The following is a 24,355-nucleotide window of genomic DNA, read 5'->3' on the forward strand; positions in this document are numbered from 1 at the left end:
CTTAGTTGCGAATAAGGCCAGTGTCTTTCACTTCGTTATTGATGTGCAAGTCCATCTGCGGATATGCCATCACAATGCCAGCATCTTTGAATTTGGTATTGATGCGCATGTGTAGATCGTGGCGCAGCGGCCAGCGTTTGGCCATCTCATCGGCATAGACCCGCACCTCAAAGTTTTGGGTGTGGCCGGTGAAACCATCAAAGAAGATCTCCGGTGCTGGTTGCTGTAATGCCAATGGCGCTTCGCTCACAGCTTGGTGCAGAACTGCATCGACCAAGGCAGGATCTGATTCTCGCGCCACCGATACCTTTAGGATCACCCGGGTAATTGCATCAGACAGCGACCAGTTGACCAACTGCTCGGTAATGAAAGCTTTGTTAGGAACGATGATCTCTTTGCGATCCCAATCGACGATCGTGGTTGCGCGGATCTGGATTTTTGAAACGGTGCCGGTGAGATCGCGAATAGTCACGGTATCGCCGATGCGGATCGGTTTTTCAAATAGGATGATTAAACCGGAGATAAAGTTGGCAAAAATTTCTTGTAAACCAAAGCCTAAACCAACAGTTAGCGCCGCAATCAGCCACTGCATTTGGTTCCATGACAAGCCGAGGGCAGAGAAGGTGGCGATGGTGCCGAACAGATAGACTAGGTACTTACTGACGGTGGAGATAGCAAAGCCGGTACCGGGACTGAGCTCGAGTCGTTGCAGGATCACAAGCTCTAGTAGGCCAGGCAGGTTGCGGGCAATTAGATAGCTAAAGCCACCAATGAGCGCTGCAGCAATTAACGACTTGAAAGTGATCGGCACCTGTTGCTCTATCCCACCGACAACTTGAGTGCTGGAGTAGAGGGTAATTGAATCGAGGAAGCTGAATACCGCCGGATGGGTTTGGGCCCATAGGGCAACCAGCGAGAACGCAAAGGCCAGCAACAACACCGAGCGGATTAACCCCAATGACTGGGTGGAGATGGTGTCCAGATCAATCGGTTGCTCTTCCGGCAGATCGAGGGTGACATCGGTAATGGCGCTGTCGGTTTTGTCTTTCTCCCGTTGCGCCAGCAGCTCTGCTCGTTTAGCTCGAGCCTGTGCCAGCTGTAAGCGACGGCGCTCAATCAAGATGCGCCGTTTCACCATCAGGTAGGTCAGCATGTAGGTCGCACCAACGGTAACGGTTAACTGTGCCTGACCTAACGCCTGTTGGGCGCTGTAGTAGAAGCCCTGCAGGGCTAAACCGATGGAGACTAATGGCAGCACCATCAGCACAAACCACATGAAGGTCTCGAGCAGAGCGCGGTTGGTGTCGCTATAACCGTGGAAATGGTGGTACTGCTCTGAGTATTTGGCTAAGCGACGGTAGGTGTAGCTTAGCAGCAAACACAGGCCAATAAAGGCGGTACGGCCCAAGCTCTCTGGTAGTTGCGGCAGCTCGATAAAGTGGGTCATAGCAACAGTAAACACCAGTGGTGCGCCAATTAGGTGCATCTTGGTGAGAAAGCGCCGTACCGTGGCAACCAACGGTGCATTGCGTCGAAAATGTGCCACTAGCAGCGCTTGCGGCAACGAGAGGTGATGGAGAAAGGAGTAGAACTGGGCCACGACCGCAAGTCCGAGCAAACCAGCACCAAAGGCGTGGGCGAAGTTTGGCCCCTCGCCGAAGAAGAAGATTACCCCTGCAGCCCACAGCGGTGCAGGCAGCAATACTGAATAGACCGCAGCTAGTCCCAGCGCATGAAGGGAGGCGCGGAATTTATCTTGGGTTACGTTACCGACAAATCGGGCTTGTTGTTCGCGGAGCCTATCAACTCGGTGGCGACTGAGATCAATCACCACCATTACCACAACAGTTAACAGCAGCCACCACGACCACCACACGATGTTATTTAGGCGCGATTGCTCCAGCTCTTTCCAGCGTTCATTGCTAAGCAGCCAGTCGATGCTAAACATCACCTGTATTAGCATCTTACCGTTAGCTGGCTGGGCGTTTGGCAACCACAACAGGTTTTCGGTGATAAGTGTTTGGTAACGCTCATTGAGGGTCAATAGCTGACTTTGTTGCAGTTGGAGGCGGCTGAAGTCAACCGTGAGTTGCTCATTAGCTTGCAGCAATTGTTGCAGTAGCTGGTATTGGCGTTGCAGTAATTTTAATTCGGACTTGGGCCTATCGGTTTGCTGCAACTGGCGTTGAAGTTGTTCCCGTTGCTGCTCGTAGTCGTAACGATTGAGCCGAGATTGGGTAACTATTTCAGCATTAAGTGGGGCGGGTTTACTGCGCTCAAGTCGGTTTAGTCGTTGCAACAATGCTTGGCCGACAACCGCACTGGTGCTATCCCAGTTTAACTGTTCACGGGTTTCGTTGTACTCCATCGATAAGCTTTGATGCAGCTGTTCGCTGTTAAGCAATTGGCTGCTGATCTGCTCTAAGCGCCCGTTTGTTTGAGCTAAAGCTCGGGCGTAATTAGCGTTCTGTTCACTTAATCGTGACAACGATAGATCTTGTTGCAAGCCTTGGTGTGCGGAAGAAATTGCGTCACGACTTTGCTGACGTCGAGCTTCGTTACTGGCGCGATTGATGTTGGTGAGACGCAGTTCTAGATCCGCCTGCTGGCTTTGCACTAGCCGTTGTTGCAGTTGCAATAACTGGATCTGTCGCGGTAGCGCTTGTTGCTCGGCAGTAAGGGTCGCAATTAGAGTGTTGTAGTAGTTTTCTCTAGTGGTGTTGAGATCACTGGGTGGTTGCTGTTGTGTCAGTCGCAGTTGTTGATTGGCTTGCTGGTGGGCATCGGGCAATGCCTTTAAACGTTGGCGTAACAGTGCCAATTGCTCTGTTTGAGTCTGACTGCTGGTTTTTAACTGCTGCAGCTGGTTGTGGGTCATTGAGCTTTGTTGGCTCAAATCTTGGTTTAGCTCCACCTTAGTTGGCAGTGGTTGTTGCAACTGCTGTTGCAGCTGGCTGTATCGTTCGGAAAAGCTAAGCAGCAGTTGGTTATGTTCGTTGCCCTGTTGGCTGACTTGAGAGATCTGCTGTTGCCACTGCTCAATGCCAGCAACTTGACTACTTTGTTCTACCCCAAACGGATTGAGCCGCCGCTCTAGCGATAGAGGGCCGGAAGCATAGCTGGAAAATGTCAGCAAGGTGATTAGGCAAAGCAGTAAAAAGCGCCACATGTTGAACAACTTAGTCTAAGGGCCGGGAATCGTGCAGATTTTATCGGAGATGGAGCGATGAAACTATTGTTGTAACGGGATTTTTAGCAGTAATCTCACCATTAAATAGAACCAGCAGAGACAAAAAAGGAGGCGTCAGCCTCCTTAGTGAAATTATCTAGAGTAACCGCAGTCACTACAGTTTTGGTTGCGCCATCATCTGACCCAAACGGGTTTTTGCACCTGGGGTGAATCCCGCCACAAACTCGTTGATCATCCCTTCGCCGAAGCAGGCAACGATGGTGCTGCCCAGTTTAAAGCGGCCCATCTCTGCGCCTTTCTCTAGTTTGATTGCACCAAGGCCATCTTCTGGGTAATCCCAGCTCATGATCTTACCGGTTGGTGGGGTGATGGTACCGGCCCAAACGGTTTCGATTGAGGCTACGATAGTCGCACCAACCAATACCATTGCCATTGGGCCGTATTCGGTATCAAAGATGGTCACCACACGCTCATTGCGCGCGAATAGGTTCGGTACGTTTTCAGCGGTTAATGGATTTACCGAGAACAGATCACCGGGAACGTAGATCATTTTGCGCAAGGTGCCGGCAAACGGCATATGGATGCGGTGATAATCTTGTGGTGACAGGTAAATAGTAGTGAAAGAGCCATTACGGAATGGGTCAGCATCCTTGGCGTTACCACCCAATAACGCTTCTAGCGTGTAATCATGGCCTTTGGCTTGAATGATGCGATTGCCATCAATTGGTCCCACTTGGCTAACGCGGCCATCAACTGGTTGCACTAGAACGGTGTCGTCACCAATCAATGGGCGCAGACCCGGCTTCAACTCTCGGGTGAAGAAGTCATTAAAGGTTTCAAACTGAGTGGTGTCCTCAATCAGCGCTTCATCCATGTTGATGTTGTACTGTTTGATAAACCAGTCGATAGCGGCGGTTGTTACCTTACCGCATTTGGCTGCAGCAAAGCGGCCCACTAAGCGGGACAGTCCATGCTGGGGCATAACGTACTGCAGTTTGACTTTAAATTGGTCTAAAGACACAAGCTTGCCTCTTATTATTTTATTTAGCGTTTAACGGATCAACGAAGTGTCTTGTTGAACGGTCTGTCGCCATAGTTTCTAAAATTCGCTGATAATTATCAAAGCGTTGGACGCTGATAACGCCATCTTCCACAGCCTGACGTAAAGCGCAACCAGGATCGTCCCCGTGCTTACAATCACGGAACTTACAGCCGCCTAATACATCGCGGAACTCTTTAAAGCCCCAGGTGACGCGCTCTGCTTCTAAGTGCCATAGGGCAAACTCGCGAACTCCTGGTGAGTCGATAAGATCGCCTCCAGCGGGGAAGCGCAACAGTTTAGCAGTGGTAGTGGTGTGCTGACCTAAGCCTGAGTTTTCCGACACTTCACCGACTTCGAGGTTCAAATCTGGCATCAAGTTGTTAACGATGGAAGATTTACCGACACCGGATTGGCCAACAAAGATGCTGATGTTGCTTTTAAGGATCTCTTGCAGTTGCTCGATGCCTTCACCGGTATCCGAGCTCACCAGATAGATTGGGTAGCCAATCTCGCGGTACGGTTCGAGGATCTGTTGAACCACGGCCATGCCTTCATCATCGAGGAGATCGATCTTATTTAGTACCAAGATTGGTGGGATACCGGTGTCCTCTGCGGCCACTAGGTAGCGGTCGATGATCATCGCCGATAATTCAGGCACGACAGCAGAAACAATCAGCATCTGATCGATGTTTGCGGCTACGGGCTTTAAGCCATCGTAGTAATCAGGGCGCTTTAGCTCGCTGCGGCGGGGATGAACCGCTTCAACGACACCGGCAATGCCGGCATTGATCTCGTTACCTTGGCGCCATTCAACTTCATCACCAACAACCACGCTACCAATGGTGCGTCGCAAATTGCAGCGGAACACCTCACCTTCGCGGGTTTCAACGTCTGCGTGTTGGCCGAAACGGCTGATGATCCGTCCCCAAATCTGCGGACCTAACTGGTCGTTGTCCCATACGGCATCTTTCTTACCGGATAGGCGTTTATCGCGATTGGCGCGGATCCGGCGGGTTTGACCTTTGGTCAGCTTCTTTTTGCCTTTGCTCACGGTGCTCCTAGCTAACCTGTGGATGCTACCAAGTGAGCAACTCGTTAGCTCACTTGGTATATTGATCTGAATAACACGTATGATACTACGTTCTGATAAAAAATGGCTGCGAGGCGAGAACCTGATGTCACTAGACCCAAATAACCTAATCTGGATCGATCTGGAAATGACCGGATTGGACCCAATCGACCACAAGATTATCGAGATCGCCACTATCGTTACTGATAGCCAGCTGAACATTCTGGCGGAGGGGCCGGTGTTGGCCGTGCACCAGCCAGAAAGCGAACTGGCCAAGATGGATGAGTGGAATGTTCGCACTCATGGTGAAAGTGGATTAGTTGACCGTATTCGTAATGACAGTGTCAGTATTGAAGAGGCGCAGGCGCAAACCATCGCATTCCTTGAGCAATGGGTTCCGGCAGGGAAGTCACCGATTTGCGGTAATAGCGTTGGCCAAGATCGACGCTTCTTAGTGAATTACATGCCTGAGTTGGAGGCTTACTTTCATTACCGCTACTTGGATGTAAGCACAATTAAAGAGCTGACTCGCCGCTGGAAGCCAGAAGTAATGGAGCAGTTTACTAAGAGTGGTTCGCACCAAGCGCTAGACGATATTCGAGAATCGATTGCTGAATTGGTATTTTATCGCCAATCTGTTTTTAAAATTTGAGCAACTAGCAAAAAAATGCGTTTTCAGGGGTTGCCACTATGAGGATTTGCCTTATAATGCGGCCTCGCTTTTGACGACAGCTGTCGCTCAATTAAGCGTGTGATGCAGTACTAGCTCAGTGTGGTTAGAATTAGCAGCGCGATCAGCCTGCAGTTCACACTAAGTAGACGCAACACAGATTAAAGCGGCACTAGCTCAGTTGGTAGAGCGCGACCTTGCCAAGGTCGAGGTCATGAGTTCGAACCTCATGTGCCGCTCCAAATTTTAAGGTGTTTTGTTGACCAAACAAGGCATCGGCGCAAGCCAAATAGATTAAAGCGACTCTAGCTCAGTGTGGTTAGAATTAGCAGCGCGACTTGCCTGCGGTTCACACTAAGTAGACGCAACACAGATTAAAGCGGCACTAGCTCAGTTGGTAGAGCGCGACCTTGCCAAGGTCGAGGTCATGAGTTCGAACCTCATGTGCCGCTCCAAATTTTAAGGTGTTTTGTTTACCAAGCAAGGCATCGGCGCAAGCCAAATTGATTAAAGCGACTCTAGCTCAGTGTGGTTAAAATTAGCAGCGCGACTTGCCTGCGGTTCACACTAAGTAGACGCAACACAGATTAAAGCGGTCCTAGCTCAGTGTGGTTAGAATTAGCAGCGCGACCTGCCTGCGGTTCACACTAAGTAGACGCAACACAGATTAAAGCGGCACTAGCTCAGTTGGTAGAGCGCGACCTTGCCAAGGTCGAGGTCATGAGTTCGAACCTCATGTGCCGCTCCAAATTTTAAGGTGTTTTGTTTACCAAGCAAGGCATCGGCGCAAGCCAAATTGATTAAAGCGACTCTAGCTCAGTGTGGTTAAAATTAGCAGCGCGACTTGCCTGCGGTTCACACTAAGTAGACGCAACACAGATTAAAGCGGCACTAGCTCAGTGTGGTTAGAATTAGCAGCGCGACCTGCCTGCGGTTCACACTAAGTAGACGCAATACAGATTAAAGCGGCACTAGCTCAGTTGGTAGAGCGCGACCTTGCCAAGGTCGAGGTCATGAGTTCGAACCTCATGTGCCGCTCCAAATTTTAAGGTGTTTTGTTGACCAAACAAGGCATCGGCGCAAGCCAAATAGATTAAAGCGACTCTAGCTCAGTGTGGTTAGAATTAGCAGCGCGACTTGCCTGCGGTTCACACTAAGTAGACGCAACACAGATTAAAGCGGCACTAGCTCAGTGTGGTTAGAATTAGCAGCGCGACCTGCCTGCGGTTCACACTAAGTAGACGCAATACAGATTAAAGCGGCACTAGCTCAGTTGGTAGAGCGCGACCTTGCCAAGGTCGAGGTCATGAGTTCGAACCTCATGTGCCGCTCCAAATTTTAAGGTGTTTTGTTGACCAAACAAGGCATCGGCGCAAGCCAAATAGATTAAAGCGGTCCTAGCTCAGTGTGGTTAGAATTAGCAGCGCGACCTGCCTGCGGTTCACACTAAGTAAACGCAACACAGATTAAAGCGGCACTAGCTCAGTTGGTAGAGCGCGACCTTGCCAAGGTCGAGGTCATGAGTTCGAACCTCATGTGCCGCTCCAAATAAAGAAAAAAGCCTCCCTAGTGGAGGCTTTTTTCGTTTCATGCCTAATTAATTGCGGTGTCACAGTTAAGTGTTGAGGTTTATATCAAGCTTTCGGCTGTACCGATTGCATTACTATTAAGGGTTATGTCGCGGTGGCGACGGCACATTCTTGTATGCATTAGAGCGGGAGCTCCACCCCCTTTGGAATCCCCCTTGCCTTAGGTCGCAGTCCAAAACGCTTCGCTGGACTGCTCCAATGCGGCGCAAGAGCAACGGCGGTAGTGCTTTCCCCTTGTATCAAAACTCGCCTAGCCAGTGCTTTAACGGCATTGGAAAGAACAACACTTAGTTGGTACACGGCCAAATTGATGCTCATTCGTACCATTCCCTTAACCCAATTGTTGCAGCTTTCTTGTTCAAGTTGGCCACGCTCTGATATAACCGATTCATAGCAATCTGTTAGGTACCCTTATGCGCGCCGATCTGTGTTCACTGCCACCGCAGGTTAATCTCGCCTCGACCATTCGCGAACAAGAGCCATTAATTGCCAAGCAATTGGGGCTAGCGCTTTATCAGGTCATGGAGCAAGCGGGGCAACAAGCGTTTTTACTGCTGCGGAAGCGTTGGCCTAGTAAGAGCAACATTTGTGTTCTGTGTGGCAGTGGTAACAATGCTGGCGATGGTTATGTATTAGCGCGTTATGCCAAGCTGGCAGGTTATCGGGTTGCGCTATTGCAGCATGCCACTACTCTGAGTGGCGATGCGTTGAAGGCGCAGCAGGCTTGGCTTGAGATAGGCGGCGAGATAAGCGATCTTGCTGGGGCTTGGCCCGACGCAGAGATCTATGTTGATGCCTTGCTTGGTACTGGGCTTTCAGGGCCGCTGCGACCGGCAATAGCTCGTGTTATCAAGCAATTGAATCAACTTAACAAACCTGTTCTTGCCATTGATATTTCGTCTGGTTTAGATGGCGATACCGGTACTATCGCAACCGCTGCGGTAAAGGCTGACGTCACCATTACGTTTGTCGGCTGCAAAGTTGGTTTACTGACAGGCAAAGCGGCTACGGTGGCTGGAGAGATCGTTCTGGCGCCATTGCAGTTGGGCGCAGGCTTAAGTGCTGATGGAAGGTTACTGCAACGGTCGGTATTCACTGCATTACCTACTCGCAGTGCGGTTAGTCACAAAGGTGATCATGGCAAACTGCTGCTGATTGGCGGCGGCTGCGGTATGGCGGGGGCAGCGAGGCTGGCAGGAGAAGCGGCACTGCGAAGCGGTACCGGCATGGTGAGCGTTGGTTGCGACAATAGTTCGGTAACGGCAATAGTCAGTGCTCGCCCTGAGATAATGGCCTTCCCGGTTGAACGCCAACTTGGCGAACGCTTAAGCTGGGCCGATGCCGTGGCAATTGGGCCCGGTTTAGGCACAGATGCCTGGGCTCAAGCGCTTTGGCAACAGGCACTGCAGTCCGAGTTGCCACTGTTAGTGGATGCGGATGCACTGACGCTCTTAGCCCAACAACCGCTGCGTCGAGATAACTGGTTGTTAACTCCGCATCCCGCCGAGGCGGCAAGGTTACTGGGCGTGACCACCGCTGAGATTGAAGCGGATCGGGTCACGGCAGTTAACAGGTTGCAGCAACGCTACGGCGGTGTGGTTGTACTCAAAGGCAGCGGCACCCTCATTTGTTCTGATGAGGGTTGGGCCTTAGCCGTTGTTGGTAATGCCGGCTTGGCTTGTGGGGGCAGCGGTGATGTTCTTTCTGGTATACTCGCCGGTTTGATGGTGCAGGGCCTCACATTAGTCGATGCGGCGTACTGCGGTGTTTTGGTGCACGGTGAAGCGGCGGATAGGGCGGCGCGAGACGGCATGCAAGGCATGTTACCTTCAGATCTATTTCCACACATTCGGTATCTGGTAAATCAAGGAACTCTATGACTCAGGTTGCATTCGAGTTAGCTAATGAAGCGGCGACATTAGCATTAGGCCAAGCGTTGGCCGCTAACGTAAGTGCGCCACTGGTGATCCATCTGCACGGTGACTTAGGGGCAGGCAAAACCACGTTAACCCGTGGGATCATCCAAGCACTGGGCCACGTGGGAGCAGTAAAAAGCCCTACCTATGCATTAGTTGAGCCATACCAACTGCAAGATATGCAGATCTATCACTTTGATCTTTATCGTCTTATGGATCCGGAAGAGCTTGAATTTATGGGAATCCGTGATTACTTTGCCAACAACACGTTGGCATTAATTGAATGGCCAGAGCGGGGACATGGCTTATTGCCTGATCCGGATTTAGTGATTGAGATCCAGTATCAAGGTGAGGGTCGTCAGGCGGTTATTACTGGCCAGACTGACGCAGGCATTAACTTAGTAAATAAAATTAAATAATAACGATGAATCGGCTGCTGCGTACCCTGAGCTTGATCTTGCTTGGACTGTTTACTGTTTCTGCTTGGGCCAACCAAGTAAATTCTGCCCGCCTGAGTGCGACGGCTGAGAAGACTCGATTGGTGTTTGAGCTAAGTCAGAAGCCAAACTTCACGACCTCGCGGTTGAGCAGCCCAGATCGTATTGTTATTGATATAAAAAATACCACGCTCAAAACCAAGCTCGAAGGTCTGGCTAAGCAAACCAAGCTCATTGAGCGGATCCGTACCTCACAACCGGCAGGAAAAGGGCAGTTGCGGGTGGTACTGGATATGGCTTATCCGTCCAGCTATAAAGCCTTTAAGTTAGGCCCCAGCGGGAAAGTGGGGCACCGACTCGTGGTGGATGTTAGCCCGAGTAGCAGTAAAGCGGCTAAAGCGCAGGTGGTAAAACCCGGGCGCGATATTGTGATTGCTATCGATGCCGGCCACGGTGGTAAAGATCCAGGCTCGATCGGCCCATCTGGCATCTACGAAAAGAATATTGTGCTGCCGATTGCGAAGCAGTTAAAGGCCAAAATCGACGCGACTAAAGGCTTTAGAGCGGTATTGATCCGTAGCGGTGATTATTTTGTTAGCTTGAATCAACGATCCGAACAGGCCCGTCAAGCGGATGCGGATCTGTTGGTGTCTATTCACGCTGATGCATTCTCTAGTCCTCAGCCTCGTGGTGCGTCGGTGTGGGTGCTGTCACTAGGACGTGCCAATAACGAAATGGGTCGCTGGTTGGAGAAGGATGATAAGCTCTCGGAGCTGCGTGGTATCGGGGAGGTTATCTCCGAATCGAGCCAAGGTGATGAAGATCTGCAGCGCACCATTGTTGACCTCGCTCGGCAGAATAATATGGCGGAAAGTCATACCTTAGCTGGGCACATTTTGAGTGAATTTAATGGCTTTACTAAGCTGCATAAAAAGCAGCCGCAGGCGGCGTCATTGGCGGTGTTGAAGTCGCCAGATTTGGTGTCGTTGCTGGTCGAGGTTGGTTTTATCTCCAACCCGAAAGAGGAAAAAATGCTACGTTCCAGTGCCCACCAAAATAGGTTGGCGAATGCGCTGCAAAAGACCATCACCAACTACTTTAAAAGCAACCCGCCCCGAGATAGCTGGTTAGCACAAACACGCACTCATAAAGTGAGTTCGGGCGAGTCATTGTCTGTTATCGCCCGTCGTTATGGGGTAACGCTAACCGCACTTAAACAAGCCAACCATCTTAAAAACAATACCATTCGTATTGGCCAAAATCTGGTGATTCCACGAGTCTAGGAGGCCCTATGGCCATTCAAATTTTGCCACCGCAGTTGGCAAACCAGATCGCCGCCGGTGAAGTGGTCGAACGGCCAGCATCGGTAGTGAAGGAGCTGGTTGAGAACTGCCTTGATGCGGGTGCGACCAAGATCGATATCGAGGTGGAAAAGGGCGGCAGTAAGGCGCTTATCGTCCGTGACAACGGCAAAGGGATTGCCAAGTCTGAATTGGAGCTGGCGCTAGCGCGTCATGCTACTTCTAAGGTTGCTAGCTTGGCTGATCTGGAGTCGATACTAAGCTTCGGTTTTCGTGGTGAAGCGCTGGCATCCATCAGCTCTGTGTCAAGGTTGACCCTAAGCTCTCGCCAACAAGACGCGAGCGAAGCGTGGCAGGCATACGCCGAAGGTCGAGATATGGCGGTTAAGGTTCAACCTACCGCGCACCCGGTTGGCACCACGGTTGAAGTGGTTGATCTGTTTTTTAATACGCCGGCACGTAGACGTTTTCTCCGAGCGGATAAAACTGAATTTACCCATATTGAAGAGCAGTTGAAGCGGATTGCCTTGGCCAAAGAGGAGATTCACTTCAGCCTGCGTCACAATGATAAGTTGGTGCGTCAATATCGACCAGCTCGCAATGATCGGCAACGACAGCAACGGCTGGCTTCGATCTGTGGCAGCGCTTTTGCTGATCGCGCCTTTATGCTGCGTAGCTCAAATGATGATCTTGCGTTAACTGGGTTCTTGGCGCTGGATGACGATAAAGCCCGTGTTAGCGAAGTACAGTACTTCTACGTTAATGGGCGGGTGGTGCGAGATAAGCTAGTTAATCATGCGGTGCGGCAAGCTCTTGAAGAAGCGGGCGTCGCGCAAGCAGCAGGCTTTGTGTTGTACCTAACTGTCGATCCTCATGAAGTAGACGTTAACGTGCATCCAGCCAAGCATGAAGTGCGGTTTCACCAAGCTCGTTATGTACATGACTTCATCCTGACCGCGCTGCAGCAGGGATTAAGCCAGCGAACCTCGTTATTGAATGATGAGCCTGCACTAACACAACAGCAGCCGCAAACCCCCAGTTTTGCGCCGCAACAGCCAGCGACAGGCACCGATTTACATGAGGCGACTTATTCGCACCGTGCACAGGTCGCTGAAACCAATGTTGGTTACGGCAGTAGCGGCGGTGGTTTTGGGGCGAGTGGTGGTGGTAGTTCGTCCTCGAGAGAGAGCGGGGTTGGTTATCGCCCTGCACCATTGCGGCCGATGGCGGTAAAACCATCACTGGACGCCACCAATAGCTACGGTGAGTTGCTGCAAACACCGAACCTAGCCAACCAACAAGTTAATACCAGCAGTGAAAATGGTTGGCAGTTGCTGTCCCAATTGAATAAGACCGCCGTTCTGTTTGGTAAAGGCGAACATTTGAAGTTGGTATCGATGCAAATGCTGCATCAGGCAGTACAGAAAGCGTCCCTGCTGCAGCGACTGCCGCAAGGACTGGTTGGGCAACCACTGCTGCTGCCGGTCTCGTTACCGGCGGATGTGAATTGGCTGCAGGTGCTGGAACGGCACCAAACCTTGCTGCGCCAACTTGGTGTTGATCTGAGTAAACAACATCAACGGATAGTATTGAAAACCGTACCAGCAGTACTGCGGCATGGGGACCTGACCAAAATAATGGCGGAGCTACTGCAGTGGCTCGATGGCGACACCCCAACCAATGAAGCGTTGGCTAACTGGCTAGCGCAATGGAGTGAGCCAAGTGAGTCTGGCGCGCAACTGTGGCTACAATTACCCCAACAACAACAAGATTTATTGCTAACAGCAGCAATTGAGCTGCCGTGGCAAAGCGTTTTGGAGCAATCTGAGTGAGTACTGATCCACGGCCTTTGGCCATCTGTTTAATGGGCCCAACCGCATCGGGGAAAACCGATTTGGCCATCGCCCTTAAACAACACCTTCCGGTGGAGTTGATAAGTGTTGATTCCGCCCTCATATACAAAGGTATGGATATTGGAACTGCTAAGCCTACGGTGGCAGAACAGGCCCAAGCACCGCATCGACTGATTGATATTTTGGATCCGTCGGAAAGCTATTCTGCTGCTGATTTTGTCGCGGATGCACACCGAGAGATGGCTAAAATTGTTGCCGACGGCAAGATCCCATTGTTGGTTGGCGGCACCATGCTTTATTTCAAGGCGTTAATTGAGGGTTTATCTCCTCTGCCTTCAGCCGATAAAGTTATTCGTGAACAGCTTAACGCTGAAGCGGAACGCGATGGCTGGGATGCAATGCATCAATTATTGCAGCAGATCGACCCTGTTTCGGCAGAACGGATCCATCCTAATGACCCGCAGCGATTACTGCGAGCATTGGAGGTGTATCGGGTCAGCGGCAAATCGATGACTGAGCTAACGGAAACCAAGGCACCACCGAGCCCTTACCGCTATGCTCAGTTTGCAATAGCACCATCGGATCGGGCGGTATTGCATCAACGCATTGAGCAGCGGTTCTTAGCGATGTTGGAGCAGCCGTTTGAACAAGAGGTGCAAGCGCTGATTGATCGCGGCGATCTTAGCGTTGATCTGCCATCGATACGTTGTGTTGGATATCGACAAATGTGGTCGTATCTTCACGGTGAGGTAGATAGAGATACTATGATTGCACAAGGGGTAGCCGCAACTCGTCAATTAGCCAAGCGACAATTGACTTGGCTGAGGGGCTGGGAAGCACTAGATTGGCTCGAATCCGGAGATGGTGATAATCTATCCAAGGTACTGACAAAATTAGCCTTGTAAAGTGGTCTAGGCTATAAAAGACTAGCGCTTTTATGCGCTTATCGCCGACAATAAACTGTTTAATCAAATTACAAATTTAAAAAGGAAGACAGAATGGCTAAAGGGCAATCATTACAAGACCCGTTTCTGAATGCGCTTCGTAGAGAGCGTGTGCCAGTATCTATTTATTTGGTCAATGGGATCAAACTTCAGGGCCAAATCGAGTCTTTCGACCAGTTTGTTATTCTCCTGAAGAATACTGTAAGTCAAATGGTTTACAAACACGCAATTTCCACTGTGGTACCAGGTCGCCCATTTAACATGAGCAACCAAGCCCCAGCTGCTGGTGGTCAACCACAGCAAGGTGGTTACGGTAACCATGAACAGGGCGATTCACACGCTTGAGACAACAATTAGGAGTAAGTCTGCTTGTTTGAGAGGTACGAAGCAGGCGAACGCGCTGTACTGGTTCACATCGACTTTAGTCGCGAAGGTGAACGAGAAGATCTCGAGGAGTTGCGCCTATTAGCCAGCTCCGCCGGGGTTACTTCCTGTGGGGTAATCACAGGACGGCGCGCCAGTCCCCATCCAAAATATTTTTGTGGTACCGGTAAAGCAGAAGAGATTGCTCATTTTGTAGCGGCTCAAGAAGCTGATATCGTTATCTTTAACCATTCATTAAGTCCCGCTCAAGAGCGTAATATTGAGACCATTTGCCAGTGTCGAGTTCTCGATCGCACCGGTTTGATCCTTGATATCTTTGCTCAACGTGCGCGTACCCACGAAGGTAAATTACAGGTTGAATTGGCGCAATTGCGTTATATATCAACCCGATTGATTCGAGGTTGGACCCACCTAGAGCGCCAAAAAGGCGGCATTGGTCTACGTGGCCCAGGTGAAACCCAGCTTGAAACCGATCGTCGTTTGTTACGAGAACGAATCAAGACCATTTTGAAGCGGCTGGATAAGGTCGCCAAGCAACGTGAGCAGGGGCGTCGAGCCCGACAGCGGCGTGAGGTACCGACGGTATCACTGGTTGGTTATACCAACGCCGGCAAGTCTACGTTGTTTAACCGTATTACTGCGGCAGGGGTGTACGCCGAGGATCAGCTATTTGCTACCTTGGACCCAACCCTCCGTCGAATTGAAGTCGAACAGGTCGGCCCTGCGATTTTGGCCGATACCGTTGGTTTTATTCGCCACCTTCCACACGATTTAGTGGCAGCCTTTAAAGGCACGCTTACCGAAACGCGGGAAGCAGATCTATTGCTACATGTTGTTGACTGTGCTGACGATCGCTCTGCAGAGAACATCAGTTCAGTACATGAAGTACTGACCGAGATCGAAGCGGATGAGATCCCGTCGTTGCTGGTTTACAACAAAATTGATCAACTCGACGACGCTGTCGCTCGAATTGATCGTAATGAAGAGGGCGTACCAACGCGAGTTTGGCTTAGTGCTCAAGCAGACAACGGCATTGAACTATTGTTTCAGGCGTTGTCTGAGCTACTGGGGCAAGAGATTGCCGAGCATGATTTGGTTATTCCGGCGTCAGATAGCCGTTGGGTAGCAAACTTACACGAGCTGAACGCCGTACAATCTCTGGATTACGACGAACAAGGCCAAAGCGTCCTGCGGATAAAAATGCCGGAACGCGATTGGCAAAGGCTGATGAAAGCGTCCGAAGGACGATTGGCCGACTTTATCCAAATGTAATTGGCTGATAGATTAGCTAGAGTTACAACATACTACCTTTCCAATTGATGGAGCAGTGTTAATGGCCTGGAATGAGCCTGGCAATCAAGGCAAAGACCCCTGGGGAAACCGGGGCGGAAAGGATCAGGGACCACCTGATCTGGACGAAGTATTCCGCAAGTTCTCTAACCGTTTCGGCGGTGGTGGCAACTTCAGCGGAATTGGTGTGGTTTTGGTGTTGGTTGGTGCCCTTATCGTGTACGGCCTTTCTGGCTTGTACAAGATTGAGGAAGCCGAACGTGGTGTGGTTCTGCGTTTTGGCCAATTCCATAGCGTCGTAGGTCCCGGTTTGGGGCTGCGTCCGACGTTCGTTGACAAGGTTTACCCAGTTAACATTCAGCGAGTAAATCGCTTGAATGCGTCTGGTTTAATGCTGACCAAAGACGAAAACGTGGTAACCGTGCAGATGGAGGTGCAGTACCGCATCGAAGATCCGCGCAAGTACCTGTTTAACGTTACTGATCCGGATCAAACCCTAAGTGAAGCCCTCGACAGTGCGTTGCGCTACGTTGTTGGTCACACCACCATGGATAATATCCTAACGGTTGGTCGTGAACAGGTTCGTCAAGATACCTGGGAAGAGCTGGACGGCATTATTGCTCCGTATGACATGGGTATCCGTGTGGTTGATGTCGCCTTTAAAGAAGCGCGTCCACCAGAGGAAGTGAAGCCAGCATTTGATGATGCTATCGCTGCCCGTGAAGATGAAGAGCGTTACGTACAAGAAGCGACTGCCTACAGCCGTCAGGTTGAACCACAAGCCCGTGGTCAAGCTGAGCGTATGTTGAAAGAAGCTGATGCGTACCGCCAACGTATGGTTCTTGAAGCGGAAGGTGAAGTGGCTCGCTTTAATCAGTTGCTGCCTCAATACGAAGCTGCCCCAGTGGTAACTCGTGAGCGCCTCTACCTTGAGACCATGGAACAGGTTTACAGCAACACCTCTAAGGTGATGGTTGAAAACGATGGTGGTTCTATGTTCTACCTGCCGTTGGATAAGATTATTCAAGGCCAGTCGCCAGCATCAGTACAACCGATGCAGAACGCGCCGAGCAGTCAGAACCGTGCCATTCGTTCTACTACCAGTGAACCAATAAATAACCGCGTTAGCGGTCGTCAGGGGAGAAACTAAGCCATGAATGTTCGGATCTTAGTCATCCTATTTATTGCCGCCATTTTGGGCTTTTCATCGATCTTTGTGGTTGATGAAGGCGAGCGCGCTATCGTTAAGCGTTTTGGTAAAATTGGCAAAGACGCTGCAGAGCAAACCTTGGTGTACGAGCCAGGCTTGCACTTTAAAGTCCCATTCTTTGACCAAGTTACGCGTTTGAATGCACGTATCTTGACCTTGGATGCACCAGCGGATCGCTTTGTAACCTCTGAGCAGAAAGACGTAATCGTTGACTCTTTTGTTAAGTGGCGTATTACTGATTTTGGTCAGTACTACTTGGCGACCCAGCAGGGTAACCAGCTTATTGCTGAGTCGTTGTTGCAATCAAAGATCAACAACGGCCTGCGTAGTGAGTTCGGTAGCCGTACCATCCGCGACATCGTTTCTGGTAGTCGTGATGAGCTGCAACGTGCAGCGATGGAAGGTACCCAAGACGACGCTGAAGAGCTTGGTATTACCGTAGTCGATGTTCGTGTTAAGCAGATTAACTTACCTCGTGAAGTGAGTGAGTTCATCTACAACCGTATGCGCGCTCAGCGTGAAGCGGTAGCTCGTTCACACCGTGCTGACGGCCAAGAGAAAGCTGAAGTAATGCGTGCTGGTGCAGATGCCTTGGTAACCCTTACATTGGCAGAAGCTGAGCGTGAGTCGCGTACTTTACGTGGTAAAGGTGATGCCGATGCCGCTGAGATCTACGCTAACGCCTATGGTCAGAACCCTGAGTTCTACAGCCTACTGCGTTCACTTGATGCGTACCGTACCTCCTTTGCTAGCAAAGAAGATGTATTGGTCGTTTCACCGGATTCAGAGTTCTTCCAATACATGAAGAGCAAAAATCTAAAATAGTGGATAATTCCGCAGCAAAGCCCGGCTTAGCCCGGGCTTTTTTGTTGCTGAAATTTGTGCGTATGAGGTTTTCGATGCAAACAGCAATGATGATTTTTGCCGGGGTACTATTGATCGAGGGTCTAGGCCCAATGCTATTTCCTAAACAATGGCAGCGAATGGTTATTCAACTGGCAAAACAGCATCCTCAATCACTGCGGCGAATCGGTGGCTGTCTAGTCAGTTCTGGTTTAGTCTTGCTGTGGATTTTTTCTTCGTCACAGTGATTTGTTTTTGATCGGATTCTGGTAGAATCCTTTTTTAACCGGAAAGTGTGAACATCAAATGGGTAAAAATGTCGTAGTTCTGGGAACTCAATGGGGCGACGAAGGTAAAGGTAAGATCGTTGATCTACTTACCGACCAAGCAAACTATGTAGTTCGATACCAGGGCGGCCACAACGCCGGCCATACTCTAGTGATAGACGGCGATAAGACCGTACTGCACTTAATACCGTCAGGTATCCTGCGCGAAAACGTTAAATGCCTTATCGGCAATGGCGTTGTTCTTTCTCCTCAAGCGTTAAAAACCGAACTGACCATGCTCAAAGAGCGCGGCGTTCCGGTGGAAGAGCGTTTGATGATCTCTGAAGCTTGTCCTCTGATCCTGCCGTATCATATTGCGATTGACCAAGCGCGTGAACGTGCTCGTGGTAACCAAGCTATTGGTACTACCGGTCGTGGTATTGGCCCAGCGTACGAAGATAAAGTAGCTCGCCGTGCATTGCGTGTTGGCGACCTACTCGATCCAGTTCGTTTTGCGGCTAAGTTGAAAGAGGTACTGGCGTACCACAACTTCATGTTGACCGAATACTTCAAAGCCGATGCTGTCGATTATGATGAAGTGTTGGCGGAATCGTTAGAGCTAGCGAAGATGCTATGCCCAATGATCGTTGATGTAACCGATACCTTGGATCAAGCTCGCAAGGCCGGTCAAGCTATCATGTTTGAAGGCGCTCAAGGCACCTTGCTTGATATCGACCACGGTACCTACCCATATGTAACCTCGTCGAATACCACCGCTGGTGGCGTATCGACCGGTTCCGGTTTTGGCCCAAGCCACATCGATTACGTCTTGGGTATCGTTAAAGCCTACACCACTCGTGTTGGCGGCGGTCCATTCCCTACTGAGCTTGATGACGAAGTGGGTAACCACTTGGGCGTTAAAGGCCACGAGTTTGGTGCAACTACCGGCCGTAAGCGTCGTACCGGTTGGTTCGATGCGGTTGCGATGCGCCGTGCTGTCCAAATTAATGGTATTACCGGCTTCTGCTTAACCAAACTAGACGTATTGGACGGCTTGGAAGAGTTGAAGATCTGTACCGGCTACCAGATGCCAAACGGCGAACTTGTTACCGTACCGCCGATGGACGCTGAAGGCTACGAAGCCGCAGTGCCAGTGTACGAATCTATGCCTGGTTGGAGCGACAACACCTTTGGCGCAACCGCTCGTGACCAACTGCCACAGGCAGCACTGGATTACATTGCGCGCATCGAAGAGTTGCTGGAAGTGCCAGTAGACATCATCTCTACCGGTCCAGACCGTAACGAGACCATGATTCTACGTCACCCATTTGCTTAATCGTTTTTAAGTAAATCGCGACAAAATTAACGGGGCCTTATGGCCCCGTTAAAGTTTTTATAAAGGGGGTCGATACCCTTTGTATGAACCTAAAATTACTTGTTGCTGCGCTGTTGTTATCAACGTCAACACAGGCGGCGGAATCGCTTAAAGCGGTTGATATTTATAGCCAAGAATCGTTGTTAACGATGCTTCGTAATAATACGCACCTGCAACAGGTTCGGCGTGACGAGTGCCAGTTGCTGCAAGATATTGAAGCGCGCGCTTCGGTATTGAAGGTACCTGCCTATCAAATGCTGTGGGCTGATATGCAGCTGTACGGTGTTTGTACTCCCAAAAATGTTGAGCAAGGCTGGGAGTTTTTGCAGATGGCGGCAGGACAGGGGTTGTCTGATGCCATTGAGCAGATTGGGCGTTACCATATGGAAGGCCGATTTGTAGTAACGGACCAAGCCTACGGCTTAAGAATGCTACACATCGCGGCTTCTATGGGGCATCAGCGTGCACTGCTTTCCGTTGCCGATTATTACGGCCAAGGTTATGGCAGCGCTTGGGATTATAGCGACGTGTACCAATGGCTGCACCATGCGGTGTTTAGCGATGAGCCTCAACGACGCCAAGCCCAAGCACTAATGAGCAAGTTAGCGCAACAACTGCCACCGAGTGTTCGCAAACAAACCAGACGCAGCGTATTACGGCGCTAACGGTAAAATAGACGCCATAACCCTCTAATATTGTCTGGTGAAGCTAGATTTAGCGACGCCAGTGCAACTAATTCAGCCTCGTATAACTAATTCCGTTATACTTTCCAGTGATTTCCCATCCACTTGGTAGACTAATGAGTCACGATCCCAATTTTAATCGGGAGGCGGAAAAGTACGCCAACCCGATAGCGAGCAGAGAATTTATTCTCGCTTTTATGCAACAACAGAATGCGCCAGTGGCTCGCGAAGAGCTTGCTGCTCATTTTGATCTAGAAGGCGATCAGTTTATCGCTTTGAGCCGTCGCTTACGTGCGATGGAGCGCGATGGTCAGATTGTTTATACCCGTAAAGGCCGTTACGGCCTGCCTGAGCGCATGAACCTTATCACCGGCACCGTATTGGGCCACCGCGATGGTTTTGGCTTCTTCCGCCCGGAAGATGGCAGCGACGATCTGTACCTGCCGGAAAAGGCGATGTTCTCCGTCCTGCACGGCGACAAAGTGATGGCACAGATTGACGAAGGCGATCGCCGTGGTCGTAAGAGCGCTCGCATTGTTCGCGTAGTTGAACCTCGCAACCCGATGATTGTTGGTCGCTACTTCCTAGATGAAGGCATCGGCTACGTCGTTCCAGATGACAGCCGTCTGTCGCAAGACATCCTAATCCCAGAAGAGGGTCGTAATGGCGCTCGTGAAGGTCAGGTTGTGGTTGCTGAACTGGTTAAGCGTCCTGCGCATCATACCCACGGCATTGGTCGTGTTGATGAAGTTCTGGGTAACGAGATGCAACCGGGTATGGAGATCGAGATGGCACTGCGTAGCCATGATCTTCCCCATGTATTCTCCGAAGCGTTATTGGCCGAAACAGCTAAAATCGCCGACGAAGTAACTGAAGAAGATAAGCAAGGTCGCCGCGATCTGCGTAACTTACCGTTGGTCACCATCGACGGTGAAGACGCGCGCGATTTTGATGACGCGGTTTACGCTGAAGCGAAGAAAAGCGGTGGCTGGCGCTTGTATGTTGCCATTGCTGACGTAAGTCACTACGTACGCCCAGGCATGGAGCTCGATAAAGAGGGCCTTGCTCGCGGTAACTCTGTGTACTTCCCTGCACAGGTGATCCCGATGCTGCCAGAGAAGCTATCCAATGGTTTGTGTTCATTGAACCCACACGTGGATCGCCTCTGTATGGTGGCCGAGATGACCGTCTCTGCAGCCGGTAAACTGTCAGGTTACAAATTCTACCCAGCAGTAATGCACTCCCACGCGCGCTTAACCTACACCAAGGTAGCGAAGATGTTGGATGGTGATGGCGACTTATGTGCCGAATACGCTGAAGTATTGCCACACCTGCATGAGCTACACCAGTTGTATCAAACACTCGATAGTGCGCGTCAACAACGTGGTGCACTGGTGCTGGAAAGCGAAGAAACCCAGTTTATCTTCAACGAAGAACGTCGTATCGAGAAGATTGTGCCGCGCAGCCGTAACGTTGCCCACAAGATGATTGAAGAGTGCATGATCTTAGCCAACGTTGCTGCCGGCAAGTTCGTGAAGAAGCATCACGGTGATGTGCTGTACCGTATTCATGAAGGCCCAAGTGAGCAGAAATTGCTAACTTTACGCGACTTCCTGAAGCAGCAAGGCTTGGAGCTTAAAGGCGGTACTGAGCCGTCACCATTGGATGTTCAAGAGTTGTTGCTCAACACCCGCGAACGTGGTGATGCAGAGCTTATCCAAACCATGGTATTGCGTTCGATGAAGCAGGCTGTATACAGCGCTGACAACATTGGTCACTTTGGTTTGGCGTTGGACAGTTACGCCCACTTTACCTCGCCAATTCGTCGTTACCCTGACCTGGTATTACACCGAGTTATCCGCTATTTAAGCGCCAAAGAGCAGAACCCGGAGTTACCTTTACAGCAGTTGCTGACTGACGGTGGTTTTGGCTATGCCGAAGGCCCATTGGCCGAACTAGGTGAACACACCTCAATGACCGAGCGCCGCGCTGACGATGCCAGCCGTGACGTATCCGACTGGTTGAAGTGTGAGTTTATGCTCGACCACGTTGGTGATGACTTTGAAGCGGTTGTTAGTGGCGTCACCAGCTTTGGTTTATTTGTTCGTTTGAAGAGCTACCACATCGATGGCTTAGTGCACATCTCAAGCTTGGCTAATGACTACTACAACTTTGATCCACTGCGCCAAGCGCTGGTTGGTGAGAGCAGTGGTAAACGCTACCGCCTTGGCGATGAAGTGCAGGTTAAGGTGATGGCAGTCAAGTTAGATGATCGCCAGATCGATCTTGCTCTATTCGATGCAGATGCACCGAAGCCAAAAGCCAAGCGTCGCAGTGGCGGCAGCAAACGCACCAGCAGCAGCAAAGCCAAATCGGGCGCTGCGGCTAAAGGCAACTTACGCAGTGGTAAAGATGCCCCTAAAGACGAGAAGAAGCCTTCACGCAATAAGAAATCTGGTCGCAGCGGTGGCGATAAGGCCCGCGGCGGCAGTAAGAACAAACGGACCAAAAGCGAATGAAACATGAAATGGTATTTGGCCTGCATGCAGTAGAAGCACTGCTGCAGCGTCAACCTGAGCGCGTTAAAGAGCTGTGGTTGCTGAAAGGGCGTGAAGATGAACGCCTAACCAGCATTACTACATTGGCAACGCAATTTGGCCTCAAACCACAGGTTACCAGCCGAAAAGTATTGGATGAAAAGTCGGAGTCGACTCAACACCAAGGCGTTTTGGCTCGCTGCGTAGCTGAGCCAGTGAAAGGTGAGAATGAGCTCGATGAGCTGCTCGACCGAACTGATGTACCGTTTTTGCTGGTGCTTGATGGAGTAACCGATCCACACAATCTCGGTGCCTGTATCCGCAGTGCGGATGCGGCCGGTGTCCACGGGGTGATTGTTCCTCGCGATCGCTCCGCTGGTTTGGGGCCAATCGTACGTAAGGTCGCGGTGGGTGCAGCGGAAGCGGTACCACTGTTTCAGGTTACTAACCTAGCTCGTACCTTACGTCACCTGCAAGAACGTGGCGTGTGGATTGTTGGCGCTGCTGGCGAAGCAACCCATACCCTGTATCAAAGCAAGCTGACTGGGCCATTGGCTATCGCCATGGGAGCAGAAGGCAAGGGCTTACGTCGTCTAACTCGTGAAGTCTGTGACGATCTGATCAGCATTCCGATGGCTGGTGAAGTATCGAGTCTGAATGTGTCAGTTGCCACCGGCATCAGCCTGTTTGAAGCGGTGCGACAGCGTTCTGCTGACTAACACTCGAGCCTGTAGCTAAACGAAAAACGCCACCTAGCAATAGGTGGCGTTTTTGTTGGTTCAATCGGTGTTTTAGAAGCTGTAGATTAGGTTAACCGTGGAGATCACATCGGTCTTCTCGCTGTCTTCCGGCACCTTATCGGTGTAGGTGATGTCTACTCCAAACTTGAGCGCCAAGTCAGCCCAGAACTGATTTCGATAAGCCAACTTCAGATCTGCAACGGTATTAACGTCACCGGTTTCAATGGTCGCATCGGCGGTGAAGGTGGTGTATTCCTGCAACTTATGTTCCCACTTAGCTGCGGTACGGAAGATCGCTTCATCTTTTTTGTTCAAGTCGTCATCGGATTCTTCGCTAACGCTCACTTTGTTATAACGATAACCGAGACCGACCTCAAGGATCAGTTCACTGTCCTTGGTTTCATAGGGGGTCCAACCGTATCCCGATGAAAAGGTATGTTTACGGGTATATGAACCGAAGCGGTCCCACTTTAGGTCGCCACGACCATAGATGTACTCCGAGCCCGCTAATTTGTAATCAAGCTGGTACTGAAACTGATATTGCTCGGCGGAGGTTTCATCCTCATCTGAAGCAAAGTAACCCCAAACGCCCCACTCATGGCGGGCGGCATCGCCATCGTAAATCGCTTTAACGCGGCTGTTAAAGTTGGAGGTATCGCTGTTGCCGCTGGTGTATTGCATTCCCAACTCAATCTCAGAGCTGAGATTCTTCTCCGGATCGCTGTAGTTTGGTGGCACCAATGCCATCGCTGGAGCGGACAAGAATAAAGCGGAATAAAACAGTGCGCGCATGGCCTTCCCCAGTGAGCAAAATAGGTGCAGGACAGTTTGCCCAAGCTGGGCCTAGATGGGAAGAGGTAAGCACCGCTTGTTGGTTTAATTGATGGTCAACGGATAAGTTGTGTTCAGTGGTGCTTTCCACTACAATGCGCCGGCTAATCGGCCAAAACCCTTTTTGTTCCTTGCTTCATAGGCCCGGCCGAGCCATTTGAAGCTAACTAACCGTAAGGAGCGAT

At 50.7% G+C, this 24,355-nt stretch carries 19 protein-coding genes and 6 tRNA genes; 21 read left to right on the forward strand and 4 right to left on the reverse strand.

The annotated features are described in order from the left end of the window. Position 1: 1 nt before the first annotated feature. The 3 genes from HER31_RS18075 to rsgA all read right to left on the reverse strand — a co-directional run bounded on the left by HER31_RS18075 (position 2) and on the right by rsgA (position 5,283). Entirely contained in the window at positions 2-3,169 is a 3,168-nt protein-coding gene (locus tag HER31_RS18075) for a mechanosensitive ion channel domain-containing protein (RefSeq protein ID WP_168662801.1), read from the reverse strand. A gap of 175 nt (positions 3,170-3,344) precedes the next feature. Then, entirely contained in the window at positions 3,345-4,172 is an 828-nt protein-coding gene (gene asd / locus HER31_RS18080; protein WP_168663448.1) for an archaetidylserine decarboxylase, read from the reverse strand. Positions 4,173-4,230: 58 nt separating this feature from the next. Then, on the reverse strand, positions 4,231-5,283 hold the full coding sequence (rsgA, locus tag HER31_RS18085) for a small ribosomal subunit biogenesis GTPase RsgA (protein ID WP_202983574.1): 1,053 nt from the start codon (positions 5,281-5,283) through the stop codon (positions 4,231-4,233). 124 nt (positions 5,284-5,407) lie between these two features. Between rsgA and orn the strand changes: the two genes are divergently transcribed. From orn to rlmB, 21 genes are all read left to right on the forward strand, one after another. Next, positions 5,408-5,953: an oligoribonuclease gene (gene orn / locus HER31_RS18090; RefSeq protein WP_168662805.1), complete on the forward strand. Its 546-nt coding sequence runs from the start codon at positions 5,408-5,410 to the stop codon at positions 5,951-5,953. A 184-nt stretch (positions 5,954-6,137) separates the two neighbouring features. Continuing rightward, positions 6,138-6,213, forward strand: a tRNA-Gly gene (locus HER31_RS18095). Between the two features lie 137 nt (positions 6,214-6,350). After that, a tRNA-Gly gene (locus HER31_RS18100) sits at positions 6,351-6,426 on the forward strand. Between the two features lie 217 nt (positions 6,427-6,643). After that, positions 6,644-6,719: transfer RNA gene (locus tag HER31_RS18105), tRNA-Gly, on the forward strand. 217 nt (positions 6,720-6,936) lie between these two features. Then, positions 6,937-7,012 (forward strand) — tRNA-Gly (locus HER31_RS18110). Between the two features lie 217 nt (positions 7,013-7,229). Further along, positions 7,230-7,305, forward strand: a tRNA-Gly gene (locus HER31_RS18115). A 137-nt stretch (positions 7,306-7,442) separates the two neighbouring features. Continuing rightward, positions 7,443-7,518 (forward strand) — tRNA-Gly (locus tag HER31_RS18120). A gap of 455 nt (positions 7,519-7,973) precedes the next feature. Beyond that, positions 7,974-9,440: an NAD(P)H-hydrate dehydratase gene (locus tag HER31_RS18125; RefSeq protein ID WP_168662808.1), complete on the forward strand. Its 1,467-nt coding sequence runs from the start codon at positions 7,974-7,976 to the stop codon at positions 9,438-9,440. Then, positions 9,437-9,895, forward strand: coding sequence for a tRNA (adenosine(37)-N6)-threonylcarbamoyltransferase complex ATPase subunit type 1 TsaE (gene tsaE / locus HER31_RS18130; RefSeq protein WP_168662809.1), 459 nt, complete (start codon positions 9,437-9,439; stop codon positions 9,893-9,895). The genes HER31_RS18125 and tsaE overlap by 4 nt, the downstream gene beginning before the upstream one ends. After that, on the forward strand, positions 9,892-11,196 hold the full coding sequence (locus tag HER31_RS18135; protein ID WP_420811023.1) for an N-acetylmuramoyl-L-alanine amidase: 1,305 nt from the start codon (positions 9,892-9,894) through the stop codon (positions 11,194-11,196). The genes tsaE and HER31_RS18135 overlap by 4 nt, the downstream gene beginning before the upstream one ends. Before the next feature lie 8 nt (positions 11,197-11,204). Next, positions 11,205-13,046, forward strand: a complete 1,842-nt coding sequence (gene mutL / locus HER31_RS18140) for a DNA mismatch repair endonuclease MutL (RefSeq protein ID WP_168662813.1) — start codon at positions 11,205-11,207, stop codon at positions 13,044-13,046. Next, positions 13,043-13,972, forward strand: a complete 930-nt coding sequence (miaA, locus tag HER31_RS18145; RefSeq protein WP_202983575.1) for a tRNA (adenosine(37)-N6)-dimethylallyltransferase MiaA — start codon at positions 13,043-13,045, stop codon at positions 13,970-13,972. Before mutL ends, miaA begins: the two co-directional genes overlap by 4 nt. A gap of 93 nt (positions 13,973-14,065) precedes the next feature. Next, positions 14,066-14,356 (forward strand): RNA chaperone Hfq, encoded by a 291-nt coding sequence (gene hfq, locus HER31_RS18150; protein ID WP_168662816.1) that lies wholly within the window; start codon positions 14,066-14,068, stop codon positions 14,354-14,356. Between the two features lie 24 nt (positions 14,357-14,380). Continuing rightward, positions 14,381-15,667 carry a ribosome rescue GTPase HflX gene (gene hflX, locus HER31_RS18155; RefSeq protein ID WP_168662818.1) on the forward strand — a complete coding sequence of 429 codons (1,287 nt, stop codon included), beginning with the start codon at positions 14,381-14,383 and terminating at the stop codon, positions 15,665-15,667. A 61-nt stretch (positions 15,668-15,728) separates the two neighbouring features. Continuing rightward, the gene (hflK, locus tag HER31_RS18160; protein WP_168662820.1) at positions 15,729-16,835 is read left to right on the forward strand and encodes an FtsH protease activity modulator HflK; all 1,107 of its coding nucleotides are present in this window, start codon (positions 15,729-15,731) and stop codon (positions 16,833-16,835) included. A 3-nt stretch (positions 16,836-16,838) separates the two neighbouring features. Continuing rightward, positions 16,839-17,720 (forward strand): protease modulator HflC, encoded by an 882-nt coding sequence (gene hflC, locus HER31_RS18165; protein WP_168662821.1) that lies wholly within the window; start codon positions 16,839-16,841, stop codon positions 17,718-17,720. Positions 17,721-17,809: 89 nt separating this feature from the next. Continuing rightward, complete coding sequence (locus HER31_RS18170) at positions 17,810-17,986, forward strand: DUF2065 domain-containing protein (RefSeq protein ID WP_338030624.1); 177 nt, start codon at positions 17,810-17,812, stop codon at positions 17,984-17,986. A gap of 58 nt (positions 17,987-18,044) precedes the next feature. Beyond that, the gene (locus HER31_RS18175) at positions 18,045-19,340 is read left to right on the forward strand and encodes an adenylosuccinate synthase (protein ID WP_168662826.1); all 1,296 of its coding nucleotides are present in this window, start codon (positions 18,045-18,047) and stop codon (positions 19,338-19,340) included. 83 nt (positions 19,341-19,423) lie between these two features. Continuing rightward, complete coding sequence (locus HER31_RS18180; protein ID WP_168662828.1) at positions 19,424-20,044, forward strand: tetratricopeptide repeat protein; 621 nt, start codon at positions 19,424-19,426, stop codon at positions 20,042-20,044. 134 nt (positions 20,045-20,178) lie between these two features. After that, the gene (gene rnr, locus HER31_RS18185) at positions 20,179-22,581 is read left to right on the forward strand and encodes a ribonuclease R (RefSeq protein ID WP_168662830.1); all 2,403 of its coding nucleotides are present in this window, start codon (positions 20,179-20,181) and stop codon (positions 22,579-22,581) included. Then, positions 22,578-23,318, forward strand: coding sequence for a 23S rRNA (guanosine(2251)-2'-O)-methyltransferase RlmB (rlmB, locus tag HER31_RS18190; protein WP_168662832.1), 741 nt, complete (start codon positions 22,578-22,580; stop codon positions 23,316-23,318). The genes rnr and rlmB overlap by 4 nt, the downstream gene beginning before the upstream one ends. Before the next feature lie 72 nt (positions 23,319-23,390). Here the strand turns inward: rlmB and HER31_RS18195 are convergent, their stop codons facing one another. Then, positions 23,391-24,131 carry a DUF481 domain-containing protein gene (locus HER31_RS18195; RefSeq protein WP_168662834.1) on the reverse strand — a complete coding sequence of 247 codons (741 nt, stop codon included), beginning with the start codon at positions 24,129-24,131 and terminating at the stop codon, positions 23,391-23,393. Positions 24,132-24,355 lie beyond the last annotated feature (224 nt).

The organism is Ferrimonas lipolytica (genome assembly GCF_012295575.1).
Lineage (GTDB): Bacteria > Pseudomonadota > Gammaproteobacteria > Enterobacterales > Shewanellaceae > Ferrimonas > Ferrimonas lipolytica.